Raw genomic sequence first — 20,665 nt, forward strand, 5'->3', positions numbered from 1 at the left:
TCCCCACTCCACACCGCGGATGAACAGAATCGTTCATTCATGAGTCAGTTTCGGACTTCGAGGATGCCTGCATAGCCACATGGCGCTACTTCATGACACCCTTGGATACCCGGCCAGTGGAGGGCCGGACCGGCGGGAGGACGCTGGTGGAGTTCGAGATTCGACTTTCAGGATCAGTCGAAGTACGGGCCGCCGGCCGACGCAACGATCTCGGTTCCACCAAAACGCGTCTGGCACTCGCTGCTCTGGCTTGGGATGCCAGTCGCACAGTGAGCGTTGATACGCTGATTCACCGGATCTGGGACGAGAATCCGCCGGCCAAAGCCAGAGAAGCGCTGCACACGCACGTTTCGCGTATCCGCAAAGCTTTGCGGATCGCGGGGGGTGACGCGCCTGCGGTTGTCAGCCGCACGAACTCATACATGATGAACATCGATCCTGATCGGGTCGACCTGCGCCGCTACACAAGCTGCGTCGACCGGGCCCGTTCCCTGAAGGACAGCGACGACGAGGGCGAAGCCATCCGCCTGCTGGACCACGCTGCGAGCCTCTGGCGTGGAGAGCCCCTGGCCGGGATCACGGCCTACTGGGCCGGTCACCTGCGTGACACCATCGGCGAGAGAAGTCTCGCCGCCGCCATGCTGCGAGCCGAAATCCTCATGGGAGCGGGGAAGTTCGGGGAAGCCGTTACCGTACTGCTCCCTCTGGTCGAGGAGCGTCCCGTTCATGAAGCCCTGGCCGAACAGCTTGCTCTCGCCCTTTACGGCAGCAGCCGGGCTGCCGAGGCCACGAAGCTGTTGCAGAGAACGCGACAGCGCGTTGTTCGTGACATAGGCCTCGACGCGGGCCGTCGGCTGCACCGCGTTCATCAGGGAATTCTCGCGGGGACGCCTGCGGCAGCGCTGCTTGAGCAGGCCGGTATCGGTAAGCGAACCGTTGCCCGACCGGCAGGGCGAATTCCGGACAATTTACCGCGCGATATTCCGTGGGTCGGGCGGGGTGATGAGCTGCGGCGTCTTACGGAGGCTCTCTCGGAAGCGAGTGGTGAGTCCGCTCCGGTCGTCACCATCGAGGCCATCGATGGCATGGGCGGCATCGGCAAGACCGCGATGGCCGTGCATCTCGCACATCAATTGCGTGATCGGTTTCCAGATGGCCGGATATATCTGCATTTGCGTGGGCACGCCGCGGACCGGGCGCCCCTGACAGCGGCCCATGCACTCACCGAGCTGTTGCGCCTGGTCGACAAGCCGCCCAAGGAACTGCCCCAGAGTCTGGACGAGTTGGTCTCTCTCTGGCGCACCACCGTGCGGGATCGCCGCATGTTGGTGATCCTGGACGACGCCGCTGGCCCCGGCCAGGTCCGGCCTCTGCTCCCCGGCGCCTCCCCGACGGCGGTCATCGTGACCAGCCGCCAGCGGCTTCCCGGCCTGCCGGGTGTGCGGCCCGTCTCCCTTGATGTGCTGCCGCGCGAGGACGCCGTTGCTCTTTTCAATCAGCGACTCGGCGGGAGACGCGCTCTCCGAGAGTCGGATATAGCAAAGATCGTCCATATTTGCGGATATCTGCCGCTGGCCATCGAGCTCGTGGCGAGTCGTTTGCTGGCCCGACCTTCGTGGACGACGTCCGACCTGCTCAAACAATTGAACGGAGGTAGCGGAAAGCTGTCCGAGTTGCGTGATGGCGAGCGAACAGTGTCACATGTTTTCTCGCTTTCTTATCGCGCGCTGACTCCCCTGCAGCGGTTCGTCTTCCGCCGCATCGGCCTGCACTTCGGGTCGGAGTTCGGGCCGTATGCGGTCGCGGCGCTGACCGGACTCTCTTTCGAGGTGACCGAACGGGCATTGGAAGAGCTTCTGGCCCACCACCTCATTTCCGAGCCGTCTCCGCATCGGTTCACCATTCATGATCTTCTGCGTGCGTACGCCCGTACGTTGATCGACAACATTTCCGATTCCGGTTCCACTTCTGAGGTCGTCGGCGAACTGGGAGTCGAAGCCGACCTGGACGCCGCAGACGACTCCAGGCAGGCACTCCAGCGTCTGGTGGATCATTACTTGCGTGTCGCCGATCGTGCCGACCGGCTGGCCTATCCATTCCGCTCGCGCATCGCTGTCGACGCCGAAGATCCCCACGTCATGCCGAGGCCGGAGATTGCCGACGCACATGCAGCCGAGCAATGGCTGATCACCGAGGGTGCCAATTTGCTTGCGGCGCTGGACTGGATCCGACGCCATGGTTCCGAGGGCCAACTAGCCCTGTATACGCACGTGTTGGCGGGGTTTCTGGACGTGGAGGGCTATCTGGTCACGGCCGAACCGTTTCTGCGCCGCGCCGTTGCCCACTGGCGCGCTGTCGGCGACGATGCGGCGCGGGCGCGGGCCCTGCTCGACCTGAGCGCGGTCTGTGCCCACAGCGGTCAGTACGAAGAGGGGCACTCGACAGCGAGTGAAGCTCTGGGCATTGCTCGATCCCTGAAGGATTCTGAGCTGGAGAACGAATCCATTCACCAGTTGTCGATTCCGTTGTGGCATACCGGGCAGTACGTACTGGCTCAGACTCTTCAGGAACGGTCCTTGGCTTTGCGATTAAGATTTCCTGATCGCTTACAGATAGCCCGTAGCTATAATTTACTCGGTATAACCCATCTTCACCTGGGTCGGAATCAGGAGGCAATCGAATGTTTCCTGCAAGCGCTCGCCGGCTTCGCCGATTCCTCTGATGACAGGGGTAGATATCGCGCCCTGAACAACCTTGCCGAGGTGTATCAAGAAATTGGCAATCTTGAAGCGGCAGAGCGGGCTTATCGAGAAGCGATAGATGTCTCAAATACAATGGGCAGCAAGGGCGATCACGCCACCCTTCAAATGAATCTCGCGAGCTTGCTGACTTCTCTCCAAAAAACGGATGAAGCCCTCGTTCTCTATGGGAATTCCCTGCCGACCCTGCGTAGCGTCGGCGATATGCGAGGAGAAGGAATCGCCCTCAACGGGACCGGCAAGGCCTATCGGATGGCTGGCCGCAGTGAGCAGGCCTTGTCTCAGCACGTTGCTGCCCTCGCGGTGATGCGACGGATCCAAGCCGCAGGTGAGGAGGCTGGTGTCCTCTACGATTTGGCCCAGGCCGAGCAGGACACGGGGCGATTGGATCAGGCTGCGGCGCACCTGGAGGAGAGCCTGGCCATCAGCCGACGGCTAGGAGCTCGCTCCGAAGAGGCTCGGGCTTTGCGGGCGCTGACGCAACTCCGACAGCTGAGGGGCAAGGGCTAGCGACCTGTCGTTCGGGCGTCGATGCCGTTGCGGGCATGTTCAATTGATGGTGTGCCTGTCCTGGGCTGGGTTCGGCGATCTCTGGGCGTCATGACGGGCAGAGCCCTGGGCGTGCGGGGTGCTGCGGCAGGCTAACATTCCTTCTGGCCGGACGGTGACGTTTCCGCATCTCTGCGGAATTCGGTCATGTCCTCCTGTCCACTCCCAATGGTCGATAATCCAGGGGTATCAAGCGTGCCGCGTAACGATTCAAAAGGTTCTGGCTCCAGCAGCTTCGCCAAGATGCGTTTCGCTGAGGGTGGAGTGCTCGCCGCGATAACACTTGTTTGCATGCCGTACATAGTGCGGGCGACAGAGATGATGCAGATGGTGAGTGTCTGACCGGAACCACCGGGGTGCTGGGCTGCTGACGTCGCAGTCCAGCACTTGTGTTTGTGGCACTTCATGCCGTTACCTCCGGAGCACCACCGTCGCGCTCACTCCGTTCGACACGCAGACCGCGAGGGAGTTCGCTCGCCGCGTTGCGGACGAAGCCCTCCAGCCCGAAGTTGATCAGGGCGCCCGGTGAACCGCCCGGCAGCGGGGCGGCGAAGGTGCCTCCTGTCAGTGTGATGGAGCCGCCGTCGCGCAGATGTTGTACGGCACGTCCGGCCAGGGCCACCTGACCCAGCGGTTTGCCGCGCGTCCCGGTCGCCATCTCCTCGTCGGTGCCCGAATTCAAGTCCACGAGCGGGCCGTTGGCGGCGCAGCACACCACCGCGTCAAGATCCCCGACCGCATCGAACAGCGCGTCCAAGGAAGACGGATACTTCCAGATCCGCCCGTATCCGGCTGCTCCGCGACACGCCGATCACCTCGTGAGGAGCGTTGCTCAACGCGCCGACGACCGCGCTGCCGATCGTTCCTGTCGCACCTATGACGAGATTTCTCACGCCGTTGATCCTGCCATCGAGAGACTGACAAAGCCGGTACGGCGGCTCCCTCCGTCAAGGAGTGGAGCCGTCGCACCGGCCGTGGTGCGGAGATGGTGCCGGTCAGTCGCTCACCTGCGGTTACGTGCCGCCGCGGCGGCTCCGCCCGTGATCACGAAGGTCGATCCCGGCTGGGTGACGATATTGCCGTCGGCCGAGTTCGTGATGGTCACGTTGGACAGCGTCGCGTTGCCGCGCGCGCCGCTCATGGCCAGGATTCCGGCGCCGTTGTTGGACTTGTCGATCTTCACATTGCTGATCACGACGTTCGGCATATTGCCGCCGCCCGTCTTGAACTGGATGCCGTCGTACGTCGAGTCGTAGATGTCGGTGTCCCGGATCGTGACGCCTGGGATATCTCTGGCCTGCGGGAACAGTGTGATGGCGCCGAACTCCTGATCCTCGTTCCAGAAGGCGCCGCCGGTGCGGTGGAGGGCGTTGTTGGCGATCAGGGTCTGCCCGGAGAAGGGCAGCGGATCGTGGTCGGTCGCCAGCATGATGCCCGGGTAGTTCGCCGTGTCGTAGATCAGATTGTTCTCGATCTTGTTGCCGTAGCCGCCGTAGACCGCGATACCGGTCGCACGCCAGGGCAATTGCACGGTGTTGTTGATGAACTGGTTGTCGTGCGCGATGTTGACCGACGGATCCTTCACATACCGGTTGGCCCAGACGGCCAGCGAGTCGTCACCGGTGGTGCGGAACGAGGAGTTGAACACCCGCGAGTTGCTCGTGCCGTTGGTGAAGTTGATGCCGTCGGCGTAGGTGTTGCGGATACGCATCCCGCTGAACTCCAGCCCGTCGCCGGGACCCCAGAGGTCGGGGATGTTGTCGTAGTCACGGCCGACCCAGACACCGACGTTGGCGTGCTCGATCCAGACGTTGGCGATCTTGGTGTTCTTGCCGAAGCGCCCGTTGAGGCCGACTCCGCCCTCGGCGCCGCCCGGGCCGCCGCGGATGGTGCCGGAGCCGAAGATGGCGATGTCGGATATCTGGGTGTTGTTGTCGATGTCGAAGCCGAAGTTGCCCTCGTGCGGATGGTTGATGCTGCCGACGGCCTGGTGCGGCTCGGTCAGTGTGTAGAGCTGGGAGTGCCACATGCCCGCGCCGCGGATCGTGACATTGCTGATGCCCACCTGGTTGTACTGCCCGCGGTTCAGCGGGTCGTCGGTGAGGATCTTCTTCTCCTGGCGCCACTGGCCCGCCGGGATCCACACGCAGGAGATGGCGCCTTCCTGGTCGGCGGTCACCGCGCGCTGGATGGCTTCCGTGTCGTCGTTGCCGTCGTCGGGCACCGCGCCGTACGCCGTGATCGAGGTGCACTCGGCCGGCTTGCTCGCGGGCGGCGCCACCTGCTCCAGATCGATCAGATCGATGATGTAGAAGGACGCCGAGTCGTTCGCGTCACGCTGCAACCGGAACTTCGTACCGACCGGGTACGTGGTCGACAGCAGCGCGTGCGACTCGTCGAACAGCCGCCTGGCGTCGGCCTGAGGCGTGTTGGTCAGGGCCTCGGGACCGTCGGTGTCGCCGTACAGCCAGCTGTGCTTGGACGAGAGCGTCAGCTTTCTGACGAAGGTGTCATTGGCGTAGAGGCTGATGGTGGCTTCCGTACCGCCGCCGTTCGGGGCGTCGGGGATGGAGTTGCGCACCACGATCGAGTTCGCCGGGTTGGTCGAGGTGAACTCCACGAACTGGCCTGTGCTGCCCAGCCGAACCGACTTACGCCCGGAGGACTCGGAGGCGAAGTTGGTGTGCCCGAAGGTGCGCAGCGGGTCGGCCTCCAGCAGTGTGCCCTGGTACCGGCCCGACTCGGCCTCGTACTCGGTGTACGGGACCGCCGCGCCGCGCCCGACCACGATCGAGTGCGAGAACGTGTTGTTGGTCTCGTTGGTCTCGGCGACGGTGTTGGTCGCGTCGGCGGTGGCGACGATGGTGGCTCCGCCGTTGGTGGCGGTCCAGGTGCCGTTGATGCTCACATTGGCCGTCGCGCCGGCGGCGATCGACGGCGTGTCGGTGTTGAGCGTGGTGCCGCCCACCGCCACCCGGGTGACCGTGGTGGCGCCGGTCGCGGTGGTGCCGCGGTTCTTCACCGCCACGGTGAAGCGGACCGCCGCGCCCACGGCCGGATTCTGCGGGCTGGACTCGATGCCGAACACCTGGAGGTCGGGGCCGGGGCTCTGCGCGACCACCAGCTCCGAGGTCGCGGTGAAGCTGTTGTTGTCGTTGTCCTGCTCGATGATCGTGTCGGTCGGGTCCACCACCGCGGTGACCCGGTAACTGCCCATCGCACGCCTGCCGGTCTCGACCGCGACCGTGGTCGAGGCGCCCGCGGCGAGCGCGCCCACCGGAGCGCTGCCGGCCACGACTCCGCCGAGGCTGACATTGACGGTGGTCGCACCGGAGGCTGCCGTTCCGGCGTTCCGTACGGTCGCGTTCACCCTGATCGTGTCGCTCTCCACGGGCGAGGCGGGGCTCCACGAGAGTGCCGAGACGGTCAGGTCCGGGTTGGGCGCGGGTGTTCCGATGACCTGGAGCTCGGCGACCTGGCCGCCGCTCGCGCCGGTGTTGCTGAAGATCTGGAGCTGGACGTCGGCGGCGCGTCCGGTGACCGGGATGGTCACCGAGTTCTGGTTCGTCGCCGGGTTGAAGGTGTAGTTGGCGCGGGCCGCCAGCGAGGTGAAGCCGGTGGCGGCCTGGTCACGGCCGAGCACCTGGATGCTCTGGGTACGGGTGCCCCAGACCGCGTCGGGATTGAGCTTGACCACGACTCCGGTGATGTCGGCGTTGGCGCCGAGCTTCACCGTCAGGTTCGACGGATGGCCGGCGGACTCCCAGTAGGTGCCGGTGTTGTCGTCGTTGGCGTTGGTGGCGACGAAGTTGAAGACCGAGGACGAGGCCTCGATGGCCTTGCCACGGGCGAGGTTGGTGCCGGTGGGCTCCTCGCCACCGCCGCCGTCTCCGCCGTCGCCTCCGCCGTCACTCTCCGGACCGTAGATCTCGAACTCGGAGACCTGCCCGGCGGGCCAGCCCGTGTTACCGGTGATGTTCAGCCGTACGTAACGGACGCTCGCGACGGTGAAGTCGATGGTGACGGTGTTGCCCGCGGCCGGAGCGAAGCCACGTCCCGCCGACGCCGAGAGCGTGCCGAAGGTGATCCCGTCGGTGCTGCCCTGCACGCTGAGGGCCTGTGTACGGGCTTCCCATGTCGTCGGCAGCTTGAGCACCACCCGGTCGACATCGGTGTCCTCGCCCAGGTCGACGCGGATCCACGCCGGGAACGCGTTGTTCGGTCCCTCCCAGTACGTCGCCTGATTGCCGTCGGTGACATTGGAGGCGGGATGGCTTCCCTCGGATCCGCTCGCCGAGGCGGACCTGCCGAGGGAGAGATTGGGACGGTCGGCCGCGGAGGCGGAGACGGGCAGGAGCCCGACGGAGATCATGGCGGCTATGACCGCGCCGATGATCAGCCGCCAGCGGAGCTGTTTCCGTTTCATGGTGTCCTCTGTTCGTCGGATCGGCGGAACGAGAGAGCGGCGGCCCGCGGATCCGGACCGGCCGTGCGACGCGCGGGACCCGCGTCACGCGTCTAGCGGGTGCGTGAGGTGCGTGGCGTGCCTGGTGCCTGGTGCAGGAGGTACGTGGGACGCGGTGCGGTGACGGATCGCAGCAGGCCGGTGAGAGGCCCTGCTGTGAAGTTGCACGAAGAGCGCAAAAAAATTGAGCTAGTTATCCAGCTTTTTGCGAGTCAAAGGTTCCAATCATGTCACCGGTTTGTCAACGGTTCTCGCACGCCTCGCATGACATCCCGTTTTACGGTTTGACCGGTGCGGTGAGCGACCGTGTCGCTACAGTCGTCCGGTACGCGTGTTACGTAGCGGTGGGGCGGTTTCGTGGGACGGCGATTCTTCATCGCGCTGGGGAGTGGCCGGTACTGTCACCTTCCTGAGGACGAGCAACTGGGCTCCGTGCCCGGCGACATACGCGTGATGACGGAGCTGTTCGCCGCCTTCGGATACCAGCCGGTGCTCCCGGGACTCGGTGAGTACGACGGAGCCGACCAGATCCGGCAGAAGCTGCGGCACTGGTCGGCGGACACCGCGCTCACCGGTGACGACGTGGTCGTCCTGTACTTCGCCGGCCACGGCGCCGTGGAAGCGCACGACCGGCACTATCTGTTCTGCTGGGACTCGGCTCCCGACGATCTCGCCGCCACGGCCCTGGCCACCGAGGACCTGGTCCGCATCCTGGGCAAGGGCGAGCTGAGACATCTGCTGCTGATCCTCGACACCTGTGCGGGCGGCGCGGGCAGCGCGGAGGCGGCCGTGGTCGCCCTCCAGCGGCTCGCCTACCGCAGTCCCGGCGGCGCGGCCTCCGCCGGAGCCGGACTGTGGTTTCTGGCCTCCGCCCGCCGCAAGGACATCGCCGAGGACGGCAGCTTCGTGACCGCGCTCGGCGAGGCGGTGGCGACGACGACGGAACGCACTGGGCAGCGCCAGCAGTATCTCGACCTCACCGAACTGGTGAAGGCGGTCAACGAGCGCTTCGAGGCGGACGGCCGGGGACAGCGCGCCGAACTCGCCAGCGGTCTGGTCACAGGACTGGCGCCCTTCCTGCGCAATGCCGGCTACCACCCCGAACTGCCGCCGATCGGCACCGATCTCGAAATCCAGCGCCGGGTCGCCGAGCGCGATCTCACCGAGCACTTCGGGCCACGCTCGCGCGGTGTGGAGTTCGAGTCGGAGCAGGGCCTGTACTTCAGCGGGCGCGTCACCGTACTCACCGAGCTGGTCGACTGGCTGACGGCGGAGGACGGCGACGGGCGAGGCCGTATCGTCACCGGAAGTCCGGGCTGCGGTAAATCTGCCGTCCTCGGCAGGATCGTGGCCCTCTCGGACGGCCGCTACCGGTCGAGGCTCGATCTCTCCGGTGTCGATCCGGCGACCGTCGTGCCCGAAGGATGCGTCGCGGCTGCCGTGCACGCGCGGCACAAGCGGCTCGAAGAAGTCGTGGAACGGATCGGCTCCGCTCTCGGCGCACCGGCGGACGGCGCGGCGGCACTCCTCCAGGAACTGACCCGGCGCAGCCGCCAGGGACCGCCGCTGGTGATCGTCGTGGACGCCGTGGACGAGGCGGGATCGGACACCGCGGCGGACGCCGGCGGTCACGGCGAGCCGCGCCGTATCAGCCGTGAACTGCTGCGTCCCATGTCGGAGATCCAGGGCGTACGGCTTCTCGTGGGCACGCGCCATGAACTCGTCGGGCCTCTCGGTCCCACCTTCAGCCGGATGGACCTCGACCGGCCTGAGTACCGCGCGGGCGATGACGATGTGACGGGCTATGTCACCCGGGTGCTGCTCGCGGCCGAGGAGCCCGAGATACGCACTCCCTACCGCGGACTGCCCGACCTGGCCCGCACGGTCGCCCGAGGAGTCGCGGCCAGGCCGCGGGCGTCTATCTCTACGCCAGGACCACCGCGCGGACTCTGCGTTCGGACCTCGCGCCGGTGGATGTGCGCAGTCCCGGCTGGGCGGAGAAGTTACCGAGCGAGATCGGCGGCGCTTTTGACGACTACCTCGAACGCTTCGGTACGGACGAGCCGAGAGTCCGCCGCATGCTGCTCGCCCTGGCCTTCTCCGAGGGCAAAGGCCTGCCTCGCGGCCGGGTCTGGACAGAGCTGAGCTCGGTGATCTCGGGTGTGCCTTGTACGGAGGCGGACGTCTCCTGGGCACTCGATGTGGCCGAGGCGTATATCGCCGAAGTCATCGACGACGACCGGAGGTTGGCCTACCGGCTCTACCACAAGGCGCTCGCCGAGCATCTGCGCGCGACCGCGGACCGTCCCTCGGAGGACATCCAGCGCTCGGTGGTCGAGGCCCTCGTCTCGCTCGTACCCGTATCCGCGGGCGGTCGCCCGGACTGGTTCGCGGCGGCGCCGTACGTACGCCAGCATCTGGCCACGCACGCCGCCGCGGCCGGGATGCTCTCCGGGCTGATGGCGGATCCCGGATTCCTGCTCGCCTGTGAACCGCTGGCACTGCTGCGGGCCTTCGCGTCCGCCGAGGGCGCGGAGGCACGGCGTATCCGCGGTGCGTACGAGCAGGTCGCGCACCGGCTCACGGCCGATCGCCCGCTCGGGGAACGGGCCGCCGATCTGCAACTGTCCGCGCGGCGGTGCGAGGCGAACCAACTGGCCGACCGCATCGGTGAACTCGGTGTCGCCATGCCCTGGTCGGCGAGCTGGGCATGGTGGTCCACCAGCGGAGTGCACCGGCTGCTCAGCGGCCACACCAACTGGATCCAGTGCACGGCGGTCGGCGAGCTCGACGGCCGGCCCGTCGCCGTGACCGGCAGTGTCGACGGAACGGCGCTGGTGTGGGACCTCGTCTCGCAGCGGAAGATCGGCGAGGCGTTGCCGGTGGGCGTCGCGGTGAGCGCCATTGCCATCGGTGACCTCGGCGACTATACGGTCGTCCTCACCGGCGGCGAGGACGGCAGCGTCAGGATCTGGGACCTCTCCGCGGGCCAGGAGTACGGCCGCCCGCTCACCGGTCACACCAACCGGGTCGAGAGCATCGCCGTCGGCACGCTCGGCGACCATCCGGTGGTGCTGACGGCGAGCGCGGACGGCACGGCCCGTATCTGGGACCTCGGCAGCCGGAGACAGCTCGGGAAGCCGCTCAGCGCACACCGGCGTACGGTCAACGACGCGGACCTCGGCGAGCTGGACGGACGTCCGGTCGCGATCACCGGCGGCGACGACCAGGCCGTGTACGTATGGGACTTGAGCGGGTTGCTCGACGGAGGTGACGCGCGCGTCGACGGCAGCCCGCTGCTCGGCTCCGCGGGCGCTGTCACCGCGGTGAGCGTGGCGCGGCGCGGCGACCGGACGGTGGCGCTCGTCGGTGACTCGACCGGTCTGCTGAGCTGCTGGGACCTGCTGGACCGGCGTCAGCTCGGTGAGCCGGTCGTGGCCCACAACTCCTATACGGCCAGTGGCGTCCATTCGGTGGTCACCGGCCGGTTCAAGGCCCGGGCGGTGGCGCTGACCTGCGGCTCCGAGGATGTCCGGCTGTGGGACCTGAACAGCCTTCAGCAGATCGGACAGCCGCTGCGCGGCCATGTCGAGCACATCATGGCCGCCGCGCTCGTCGACCGGGCGGATGCCTCCCTGGCGGTGACTGTCAGCGGGGACCGTACCGCCCGTATCTGGGATCTCACCACGGAGCAGCCGGAGGAAGGGCATATCCGCGAGGTGGTCGAGATGGCGTACTGCGATGTCCGGGGCCGTCCGCTGCTGATCACGGGAGCGGAGGACGGTACCGCCCGGTTCTGGGATCTCCGTACGCGCCATCAGGCCGGGCCTCCCATGGAAGGCCACTCCGGCTCGGTCCAGGCCGTCGCGCTCCATACGAGCGGCGGCCGGGTGATCGCGGCGACGGGCGGTGCCGACACCACCGTCCGACTGTGGGATCCGTTCTCGGGCGCGGCGCTGGGAGTCCTCACCGGCCATACGAATGTGGTGACGTGCGTGGCCATCGGTGAGCTGGACGGTGAGCCGGTCGTCGTCAGCGGAAGCGAGGACGGCACGGTCCGGATCTGGGACATCGGCTCCGGAGCGCCGCTCGGGCCACCGATCGCGGGACACATCGGCGGAGTACAGCACCTTGCCCTGAGACAGTCGGGACCGAACCTCGACATCGTGCTCGCCACTTCGTCAGGCCACTGCTACTACCGGGAGGTGGCCGGTCCCGGGAGGTACGCGCATCTCTCGCTGGAGGACTACACGCCGTCGGCCGGTGTCGTGGGCGTCGCGTTCCACGGTGATCGTCCGGTGGTCCTGTGTTCTCTCGAAGGGCACGACGTGCACATGCTGGATGCGACGAGCATGGCCGCGGTCGCGGGACCGTTCCACGGTCACACCGAGATGGTCCTGTCGTCCGCCCTCGGCAGGGTCGGCGGAAAGGCGGTCGTGGCCACCAAGTCGTACGACGACACCGTTCGTCTCTGGGACCTCGCGACAGCCACGGCTCTCGGGCCTCCGCTGGAGGCGGACAATCAGTCCACCGCCGCGCCGGTGTTCGGCCAGATCGACGGAGTTCCCGTGGCGGTGGTCGCGCACCGCCGGATGGTGCGGATCTGGGACGTGGCGTCTGCGCGCCCCATGGGCGAGCCGCTGTGCGGTGTGGACTGGAGAGCGGAGTCGGCGAGCATTTTCAGGACCGCCGCCGACCGCGCTGTCGTCGCCGTCGAGGACCACGACGGTGTCATCCGTACCCACGATCTGGACGACGGTCGCCAGGTGGCCGATCCGATCACCGCGATGGCCGACTTCGGTCTCGGGATGACGACGGCGCCGATACTCGAAGGAAGCGTGCTGGTGCGCAGTGGCAGGCCGGGGACCGAGGTGTGGAGCCTGGCGGACAGGAAGCGGATCGCCACACGCCCGGGCTCCTCGACGAATCCCCGCGTGCACACGATGGACGGCGGGAGCGTCGTGGTGTCGGTGGGTGGTGACTACGAGCTCCACGCCTGGGACCTGGACACACAGATTCCCGTCTGCAAGACGATGACCGGTCATACGGCGGGTGTGGCGAGCGTGCGGACGTGGACCTACGGGGAGGTGGAACTCGCGGCGAGCGCATCCTCGGACGGAACGGTACGGCTGTGGGACCTGCGCACCGGATCGCCCTGGGGCGAGCCGCTCACCGGCCACGAGACGGGCGCGCGCGCAATCGAATTCGCCCGTCTGGACCGGGACATCCTCGTCTCCGGCGCGGGTGACGGACGTCTGCGCTTCTGGGATCTGGCCGACCGCCGGGACACCGGCGTGGAACTCGAGACTTTCCCGTCCTCCATTACCGCGATCCGTGTCGCACACATCGGCGGCAGTCCCATCCTGGTCGCTGGCGACCGGTACGGACAGATGAGGCTCTGGGACACCCGGTCGCCGCGCTGGAATCTCGCACTCGACATCGGCAGCGGAATCCGCGACATCGCGCTCGACGAGGACGGACGGGTCTGTGTCGCGACCGACATGGGCGTCGTCGCCCTTCGCGTCAATATCGCGGCACAGGCCAAGGAGTTGAGCGCCGGATGAGCCGTGTCGTCCTTGTCCATGGCATCGCGCAGGAGCTGAAAGGAGCGGAGACACTCCTCGCCGACTGGTATCCGGCGCTGTGCGACGGTCTGGCTCTGGCGGACGGTGACGGTGACGGTGTAAGGGTGGACCGGCAGGAGGTCGCCATGGCCTTCTACGGTGATCTGTTCCGCCCGTCCGGCCACCGCGCCCTCCGGCCGCCCGAGATGGACGCGACCGACGTCCAGGACGGGCTGGAGCGGGATCTGCTGCTCCAGTGGTGGGAGTCGGCGTCCGCGTACGAGACACAGGTGGCCGGTCCCGACGCGATCGCCCGCGCGCGTACGCCGTACCTCGTTCAGCGGGCCCTCGACGCGCTGAGCCACTCGTCCTTCTTCGCCGGACTCAGCGAACATCTGATGATCTCCAGCGCGCGGCAGGTGCGCCGCTACTTCACCGAGCCCGAGGTACGGGCCGCCGTCCAGGACCGGCTCGCCCGGCAGGTGACGGACCGTACGGAGGTGATCGTCGCGCACTCGCTGGGCTCGGTGATCGCGTACGAGGCGCTGTGCGCCCATCCCGACTGGCCCGACCTCGCGCTGGTGACGCTGGGCTCTCCGCTGGCGGTGCGAGGAGTCGTGTTCGACCGGCTCGCACCGCCGCCCGTCGGCGGGTCGGCCCGCTGGCCCGTGCCCGTGAAGGCGTGGACGAACGTCGCCGACAGCGGCGACGCCGTCGCGCTGGTGAAGGAACTCGCGCCTTCGTTCGGCGGGCGGATCAGCGATGTCCCTGTGCACAACGGCGCCAAGGCCCATGACGTACGCCCGTACCTCACGGCCCGCGAAACCGGCCGAGCGATCGGCCGGGCTCTAGGCCATGTCCGACCGGGAGAGCAGGCCCGGTACGGGAGATCAGGGGCGGCCCAGGGCTCGGTACTCCCAGCCTGCCGCGCGCCACTGGGCCGGGTCGAGGGCGTGGCGGCCGTCGACGATGCGGCGCCGGCCGACCACCTCGCCCATCGCGTGCGGATCGATCTCGCGGAACTGGGTCCACTCGGTGAGCAGCAGCACCACATCGGCGCCGGCCGCGGCGGTCATCGCGTCCGTCGCGTAATCCAGTTCGGGGAAGGCGCGACGGGCGTTCTCCGTGGCCGCCGGGTCGACGACCGTCACATGGGCGCCCGACCGGTGGAGCGATCTGGCCACATCCAGGGCCGGCGCGTCACGTATGTCGTCGGAGTTGGGCTTGAAGGCCGCGCCCAGCGCGGTCACCCGGACACCGCTGAGTTCACCGCCGGTCAGTTCCCGTACCAGATCGACGGTACGGGCACGGCGGCGCTGGTTGATGCCGTCCACCTCGCGCAGGAACGCGACGGCCTGGCCGACGCCCAGCTCCTCGGCCCGGTGGGTGAAGGCCCGGATGTCCTTGGGCAGACAGCCGCCGCCGAAGCCGAGTCCCGGCTTCAGGAACCGGCCGCCTATCCGGTCGTCGTACGCGAGCGCGGTGGCCAGGCCCGTCACATCGGCGCCGGTGGCCTCGCAGACCTCCGCCATCGCGTTGATGTACGAGATCTTGGTGGCGAGGAAGGAGTTGGCCGCGACCTTGACCAGCTCGGCGGTCGGCAGATCGGTCACCACCACCGGTGTGTCCTGGGCGATGACCGGCGCGAACGCGGCCCGGAGCTGCTGCTCGGCCCATTCCGAGCCCGTACCGAACACCAGCCGGTCGGGTCTCAGGGTGTCCTCCACCGCGTAGCCCTCGCGCAGGAACTCCGGATTCCAGGCCAGTTCCACGTCCGTACCGGCCGGTGCCACCCGCTGCACCAGCTCGGTCAGCCGGGCCGCGGTGCCGACCGGCACGGTGGACTTGCCGACCACCAGCGCGCGTCTGCGCAGATGCCGGGCGAGCGATTCGACCGCGCTGTCGACATAGGTCAGATCGGCCGCGTACGAGTCCTTCTGCTGCGGTGTTCCCACGCAGATGAAGTGGACGTCACCGAACTCGGCGGCCTCCTCGGAGCTCGTCGTGAAGCGCAGCCGCCCGGAGTCCAGGGCCTTGGCGAGCAGCTCCGGCAGACCGGGCTCGAAGAAGGGCACCTCGCCCGAGCGCAGCCGCTCGATCTTGACGGGATCCACATCCACGCCGAGGACATCGAAGCCCAGGATGGCCATGCAGATGGCGTGGGTGGCTCCGAGATAGCCGGTGCCGATGACGGTGAGACGAGGGGATGGGGTGGTCATGCCGGCCTCCAGGAGCGTCAGGAGCGTAGGGACGGGTGGGACGGTGGGACAGGTGGGACAGGTAGGACGGAGGGGTGGTGCGGTGGAGCGGATGAGTCCGGTGGGACGGGACTGATCGGTCGCCGACCGGGCGGATCGGTCGCTGACCGGGTGGATCGGGTGGATCGGGCGGCGGTCCGCCTCCGTCAGGAAGCGCAGTCGGCATTGGCGAGGCCCTTGGCCGCGCCGGTCACCTTGTTGTCGCAGGTGACCTTGTTGCCGTCGGAGGTGAGGTTGAAGCCGAAGCCGGGCCCGTCCACCTGCGCGGTATTGCCCTTGAAGGTGTTGCCGGTGCCCCAGCCCTTGAGGATCTGATGGGTCTGGAAGCCGTCCTCCAGGGCGTGGCGCCCGGTGTTGCCCTGGATCAGCCAGCCGTTGCCCTTCACATCGACCCAGGAGTCGCTGTGCGAGCCGCTCAGCTTCGAGCCGTCGAAGGTGTTGCCGATGACCTTGCCGCCGGTGGTGCCTTCCTTGATGTCGACGGACTCGGCGGTGGTGCCGCTGATGCGGTTGCCGGTCACCGTGTTGCGGTCGCTCGCGTCCGGCTCGCAGCCGGTGACCGTGCACCAGTTGGACTCGGCGGAGCCGATGTAGACGCCCTCGCCGAATTTCTCCTTGCGCAGCCCGGTGGCCCGGATGGTGTTGTCCCGCACCACATTGTCCGAGCTGAAGTTACGGAGATGGATAGCCTCGTCACCGATCTGCTCGACGGTCAGGCCCTGGATGACCGTTCCCTGCACGCGGTCCGCCATCACGCCCTTCTGGCCGTTGCGTACGGTGAAGCCGACCAGCCGCCAGTGGCTCGCGCCGTCGAGATGGACGGCGTAACCGCCCTTGATGTCCTCGCCGTCGATGACCGCGCCCGGGCCTCCGCACAGGAATACGGGCTGCTCGGCGGTGCCCGGAGTCTTCGTGGTGAACTCGCCTCGGTAGACGCCGTCGGAGAGCAGGATGCTGTCGCCGGGCCGTGCCTGGCCGAGAGCTGCCTCCAGCGAGGGCGCGTCGGTCACCGTGACCGAGGCCGGCGGGCAGTCGACCTGCGCGGTGGGCGCGGGCGAGGCCGCGCCCGGGGCGCCCAGGGAGGCCGTCGGGTCGTCGGTCACCACCGGATCGGGCTCGGCCGGATCGCTGGGCAGGGTGCCGGGCCGGATGGACCAGGTGGCGTTCGGTCCGGCCGTGGTGGCTCCGGCCGTCACCTTGGATCCGTCGCCGTCGCCGCCGGAGACGGCCACGGCGAGAGCGATCAGGGCGACCACGAGCGCGCCTCCGGAGAGCCAGACGGCGGGCCCGCCGGGGAGTCCGCCGGCCAGCCCGGGCAGTCCGGCCGGCCCGGTCCTGCGGGGCGGCTCCGGTGAGTGCGGCGGCTCGGCCGGAGGCGGAGCCTGGGGCGGTGGCGGTGGCGGCGTGGATGACATCGTCGGTAACTCCGGCTTCGCGGGAATGTGTTGGGGACCAGGATCGGCCCTGATGGGACCAAGGCCTTCATTGGACCAAGGACCCGATGGGACCAAAGCCCTCATGGGACCAAGGCCCCGATGGGACCAGGGCCGGCCCTCGTGGGACCGGCACCTCGTCGTACATGAATGTCGGCCGGGCCTGGGCCAGGGCCAGGTTTAAGTCCAGGGCCGGGCCCCGGGTCCAGGCCCGCCCGGCGGCTGCTACGTCGGCCCGGGCCCGACCGTCATCGCCGGAACCCTGTGCCGCCCGGTCGGCCTGGTCCCGTTCACCTCTGTCCCGGCGCCGCGCAGCTCGGTGGCGGGCGCGCTGGGCAACGGCTTCTTGTCCGCGTACGGATGGAGGGTGCCCAGGCGCTCCACACCGCCACGACGGCTGCTGCGCCGGGCGCCCAGCAGCGCCGAGAACAGGATCAGCAGCAGGATGGACACCCAGAGCAGTGTCATCGGACTCGCGTAGTGCCGGAACTTGACCCAGAAGGCACTGGTGTCGTGCCAGGCGAAGGTCTGGTTCTCCTTGACCGTGACACCGCCGTGGGCCCGGCTGGTGTCCACCGCGCTCGGGCCGACACCGGCCACCACGTTGTACGAGACGGTGGACTTGTCGATGCCGCCCACCAGGGAGATCCCGTGGTTGGTCGCGTCCTGGACGGTGTTGCCCCGTACCTCGGCCTGCGAGTCGCGTATATAGACACCGGTCTCGGTGCCCTCGATGATGTTGCCGGTGACCGTGGCCGCCGACACTCCGTCGCGTACGGAGATGCCCTGCCGTGTCTGGCCGGTCAGATGGTTGCCGGTGATGGCGACCTTGGTGGCGTCCTCGCGGGCCACGATGCCCATGTCGCCGCCGTCGACCTCATTGTTCTGCACGCCGACGTTCACACCGCCGAAGACCTCTATGCCGTACCGGCCGTTGTCGCGCGCCGTGCTGTCGGACACCGAGTTGGAGCCGTAGCTGGCGGTGGTCTCACCGGAGGCGGAGGGACCGTTGGCCAGCGGCCGGCCGCTGAGCGTGAAGCCGTTGCCGCCGTTGGACAGCGCCTTGGAACCGGTGACGCGGACCTGCTGGGTGGCACGGGACAGGACGAAGCCGTCGCCGCCGTTGCCCTGGGAGACGGTACGGTCCACGACCACATTGGTGACGCCGCGGTGCAGCACCACACCGTCCTCCAGGTTGTTGATCACCTTGGTCCGGATGATGTTGGCTCCGGTGGCGCCCGAGAGGAACAGCCCGTACAGATTGCCCGAGATGGTGGAGTTGGTGATCTCGGCGGACACATAGGACAGATCGGGCACCGAGAACCGGCTGTCCGGAGCCGCCAGTTCACCGGCGGGCTGAGCGATCACACCGCCCGCGCGAGGCGTCTGCTCCGACTCCTGCTCGGCCTTGTCGTCGGCCGCCGCCAGCTCACGCCGGTTGAGGTCCTGCTCGCCGTCCGTGTACTTGATGTTGCCGGTGTCGGGCCGGTCGGTGCCGGTGAGACTGAGACCGCCGGTACGGCCGCTCCAGAAGCCCAGATCGGAGACCTCGGAATGGGTCATCGAGAACTGGCCGCCGATGGCGCGCACATAGGCCCGCCCGTCCCGTACGTCCGTGTCGGGCTTGTTGGTGGCGGGATCCCAGCTGCTGATTCGCATCGGCGCCTGCGGAGTGCCCTCCAGGGTGAGCCGGCCGCCGAACGAGACGATGGAGACAAAGCCTCTGCTGTTGCTCGCCAGCCGCAGTGTCAGCCCGCCCGGGCTGGACAGCTTCAGCTTCGCGCCGGCGAGCAGATAGATGTTCTCGGTCAGCAGGTACGAGCCGTCGCGCTTGCTGCGCACAAAGGTCTGCGGCGCGAGTTTGAGCAGATCGGAGACGCCATACGGCTGGGTGCGCGGCGTGAACACCAGGGTGTAGCCGCCACCGGTGTCCAGCCGGTACGGCCGCGTCCACTTCTGGCCCTTCAACGGAGCGACGGCGGCCACCGCGCGGACCTGGTCCAGCCGGTGGTCCTCCTCGGCGACCAGCGCGGTCTCGTTCTCCGCGTCCTCGGCCGTGGTGATCTGCTGTCCGTCCTTCCCGTCCCCGCCGTCGGACGGCGCGGCGAAGGACGCGGGCGCCGGCGAGCCGAGGAACAGGGTTACGGCGAGAGGCAGTACGGCCGCGAGGCGCCCGGTACGAAGGCTCCGCCACCCGAACCGCCCGCGCGCGCGCCCGTGCCCGAGTGCGTGCCCGTGCTCGTACCCGAGCCGTCCGCCCGCGCGTCCGTGCTCGCGTCCCTGCTCATGTCTGTGTTCGTGAGTCATCTCTGGACCACCCCTGCTCGGGAAGCCGCGTCGGACGAAGCCGCGCCGGAGGCCTGGCCGGGCACGGAGGCCGCGCCCGGGATCGCGCCCGCCCGGCCCGCGTTGATGAGGGAGGCGGAGTCCTGTCCCTCGCCGCCCACGCTGGTGCTGGTACGGGTCAGCCAGCCCTGCTTGTTCATGGTGACGAAGGCGTACAGCTTGATCGGCAGTGAAATCATGATGACCACCAGCGCCAGCAGCGGCAGCAGGAAGATGTCCTGCGGATATCTGCGCAGATGGGAGTAGCCGCGGATACCGCGTCCCACGATGAGCCAGATCAGTACGAGCACCACGCCGCGCCCGTTCAGCTCCAGTCTGCTGAAGAGCAGATAGCCCAGCGCCATGCCCATCGTCACCGGCGTCAGCAGGATCTGGAGCACGGTGATCTTGGTGACCAGCGGTGCCTGCCAGAGCCAGCCCTTGTAGAGCGCGGTCAGATAGCAGCGGTAGGAGTTACGGCTCCAGCGCACACGCTGCTTCACAAAGGCGGAGAGCGAGGACGGGAACATCGACAGCGCCCGCGCGGACGACTGGTGCACCGTCCTGTAGCCGGACGCCAGCACCAGCCAGGTCAGCCGGCCGTCGTCACCGGCCACACAACGGCGGCCGAGGAAGAACTCGTTCTCCAGGTTCTCCAGCACCGGCTCGATCGCCGAGCGCCGGTACGCCGCCGTACGGCCGGACAGACACGCCACCGCGCCCGCCCGTCCCATGGCCGGGACGTAGTCGTAGTAGCGGAGGTTGACCAGCCAGTCGGCCACCCGCCGCCAGACGCTGGTCTCTCTGAGATAGACGTTCTGCTGGGTGCCGACGCCGCCGACCTCGGGATCGATGAACGGCATCTGGACCGCCGCCAGCAATCCGGGCTGCCAGCGGGTGTCCGAGTCGACCAGTACGACGAGTTCGCTCGTCGCGGCCCGTATGCCCACACCCAGGGCCGACCGCTTGCCGCGGTGCTCGAACGCCAGCACCCGCACCCGCGGATCCTCCACCTGCGCCAGTCTGCGCAGTACTTCCGTGTCCTCCACGTCCGGCACGATGATGATCTCGGCCGGGTCCTGGTTCAGCCAGGTCTCCAGACAGTCCATCAGGATGTCCGGATCCTCGCGGTAGGCCGGCACCACGACCGAGACCGTGGTACGGAAGTCGTTCACCACCGGTCTCGCGAAACGGGAGAGCACCGCACGGTAGAGCCACAGCGCCCACACGAAGGCGCCGGCCAGGCCCAGTGGCATCACCTCACGCCACGATGTTTCTCCTACCGCCGTGACGATCCATGACCATATTTCAT

11 protein-coding genes are annotated in these 20,665 nt (G+C 67.8%); 3 read left to right on the forward strand and 8 right to left on the reverse strand.

Features of this window, described 5'->3' with window-relative positions; genetic code table 11:
* The first annotated feature begins 146 nt into the window (after positions 1-146).
* The gene (locus ACFV6H_RS33540; RefSeq protein WP_385549987.1) at positions 147-3,269 is read left to right on the forward strand and encodes a tetratricopeptide repeat protein; all 3,123 of its coding nucleotides are present in this window, start codon (positions 147-149) and stop codon (positions 3,267-3,269) included.
* Between the two features lie 442 nt (positions 3,270-3,711).
* Here the strand turns inward: ACFV6H_RS33540 and ACFV6H_RS33545 are convergent, their stop codons facing one another.
* From ACFV6H_RS33545 to ACFV6H_RS33555, 3 genes are all read right to left on the reverse strand, one after another.
* Positions 3,712-4,065 carry a hypothetical protein gene (locus ACFV6H_RS33545; RefSeq protein ID WP_385549990.1) on the reverse strand — a complete coding sequence of 118 codons (354 nt, stop codon included), beginning with the start codon at positions 4,063-4,065 and terminating at the stop codon, positions 3,712-3,714.
* Entirely contained in the window at positions 4,031-4,201 is a 171-nt protein-coding gene (locus ACFV6H_RS33550; RefSeq protein ID WP_385549993.1) for an NAD-dependent epimerase/dehydratase family protein, read from the reverse strand. The genes ACFV6H_RS33545 and ACFV6H_RS33550 overlap by 35 nt, the downstream gene beginning before the upstream one ends.
* Before the next feature lie 110 nt (positions 4,202-4,311).
* Positions 4,312-7,734, reverse strand: coding sequence for a CARDB domain-containing protein (locus tag ACFV6H_RS33555; RefSeq protein WP_385549996.1), 3,423 nt, complete (start codon positions 7,732-7,734; stop codon positions 4,312-4,314).
* Positions 7,735-8,226: 492 nt separating this feature from the next.
* Here ACFV6H_RS33555 and ACFV6H_RS33560 point away from each other — a divergent pair, with 492 nt between their 5' ends.
* A complete protein-coding gene (locus ACFV6H_RS33560) occupies positions 8,227-9,918 on the forward strand; it encodes a caspase family protein (RefSeq protein WP_385549999.1) in 1,692 nt (563 codons plus the stop codon).
* Between the two features lie 542 nt (positions 9,919-10,460).
* On the forward strand, positions 10,461-13,337 hold the full coding sequence (locus tag ACFV6H_RS33565) for a WD40 repeat domain-containing protein (protein WP_385550136.1): 2,877 nt from the start codon (positions 10,461-10,463) through the stop codon (positions 13,335-13,337).
* 427 nt (positions 13,338-13,764) lie between these two features.
* Here ACFV6H_RS33565 and ACFV6H_RS33570 read toward each other — a convergent pair whose 3' ends face one another.
* The 5 genes from ACFV6H_RS33570 to ACFV6H_RS33590 form a co-directional block, all read right to left on the reverse strand.
* Positions 13,765-14,124: a hypothetical protein gene (locus ACFV6H_RS33570; protein ID WP_385550001.1), complete on the reverse strand. Its 360-nt coding sequence runs from the start codon at positions 14,122-14,124 to the stop codon at positions 13,765-13,767.
* A 103-nt stretch (positions 14,125-14,227) separates the two neighbouring features.
* On the reverse strand, positions 14,228-15,556 hold the full coding sequence (locus ACFV6H_RS33575) for a UDP-glucose dehydrogenase family protein (protein ID WP_385550004.1): 1,329 nt from the start codon (positions 15,554-15,556) through the stop codon (positions 14,228-14,230).
* A gap of 185 nt (positions 15,557-15,741) precedes the next feature.
* Positions 15,742-17,010: a nitrous oxide reductase family maturation protein NosD gene (locus ACFV6H_RS33580; protein WP_385550007.1), complete on the reverse strand. Its 1,269-nt coding sequence runs from the start codon at positions 17,008-17,010 to the stop codon at positions 15,742-15,744.
* Between the two features lie 243 nt (positions 17,011-17,253).
* The gene (locus ACFV6H_RS33585; protein WP_385550010.1) at positions 17,254-19,335 is read right to left on the reverse strand and encodes a right-handed parallel beta-helix repeat-containing protein; all 2,082 of its coding nucleotides are present in this window, start codon (positions 19,333-19,335) and stop codon (positions 17,254-17,256) included.
* Positions 19,332-20,609: a glycosyltransferase family 2 protein gene (locus ACFV6H_RS33590; protein WP_202450108.1), complete on the reverse strand. Its 1,278-nt coding sequence runs from the start codon at positions 20,607-20,609 to the stop codon at positions 19,332-19,334. The genes ACFV6H_RS33585 and ACFV6H_RS33590 overlap by 4 nt, the downstream gene beginning before the upstream one ends.
* Positions 20,610-20,665: the final 56 nt, after the last annotated feature.

This window comes from Streptomyces sp. NPDC059743, assembly GCF_042732975.1.
Classification (GTDB): Bacteria; Actinomycetota; Actinomycetes; order Streptomycetales; family Streptomycetaceae; genus Streptomyces.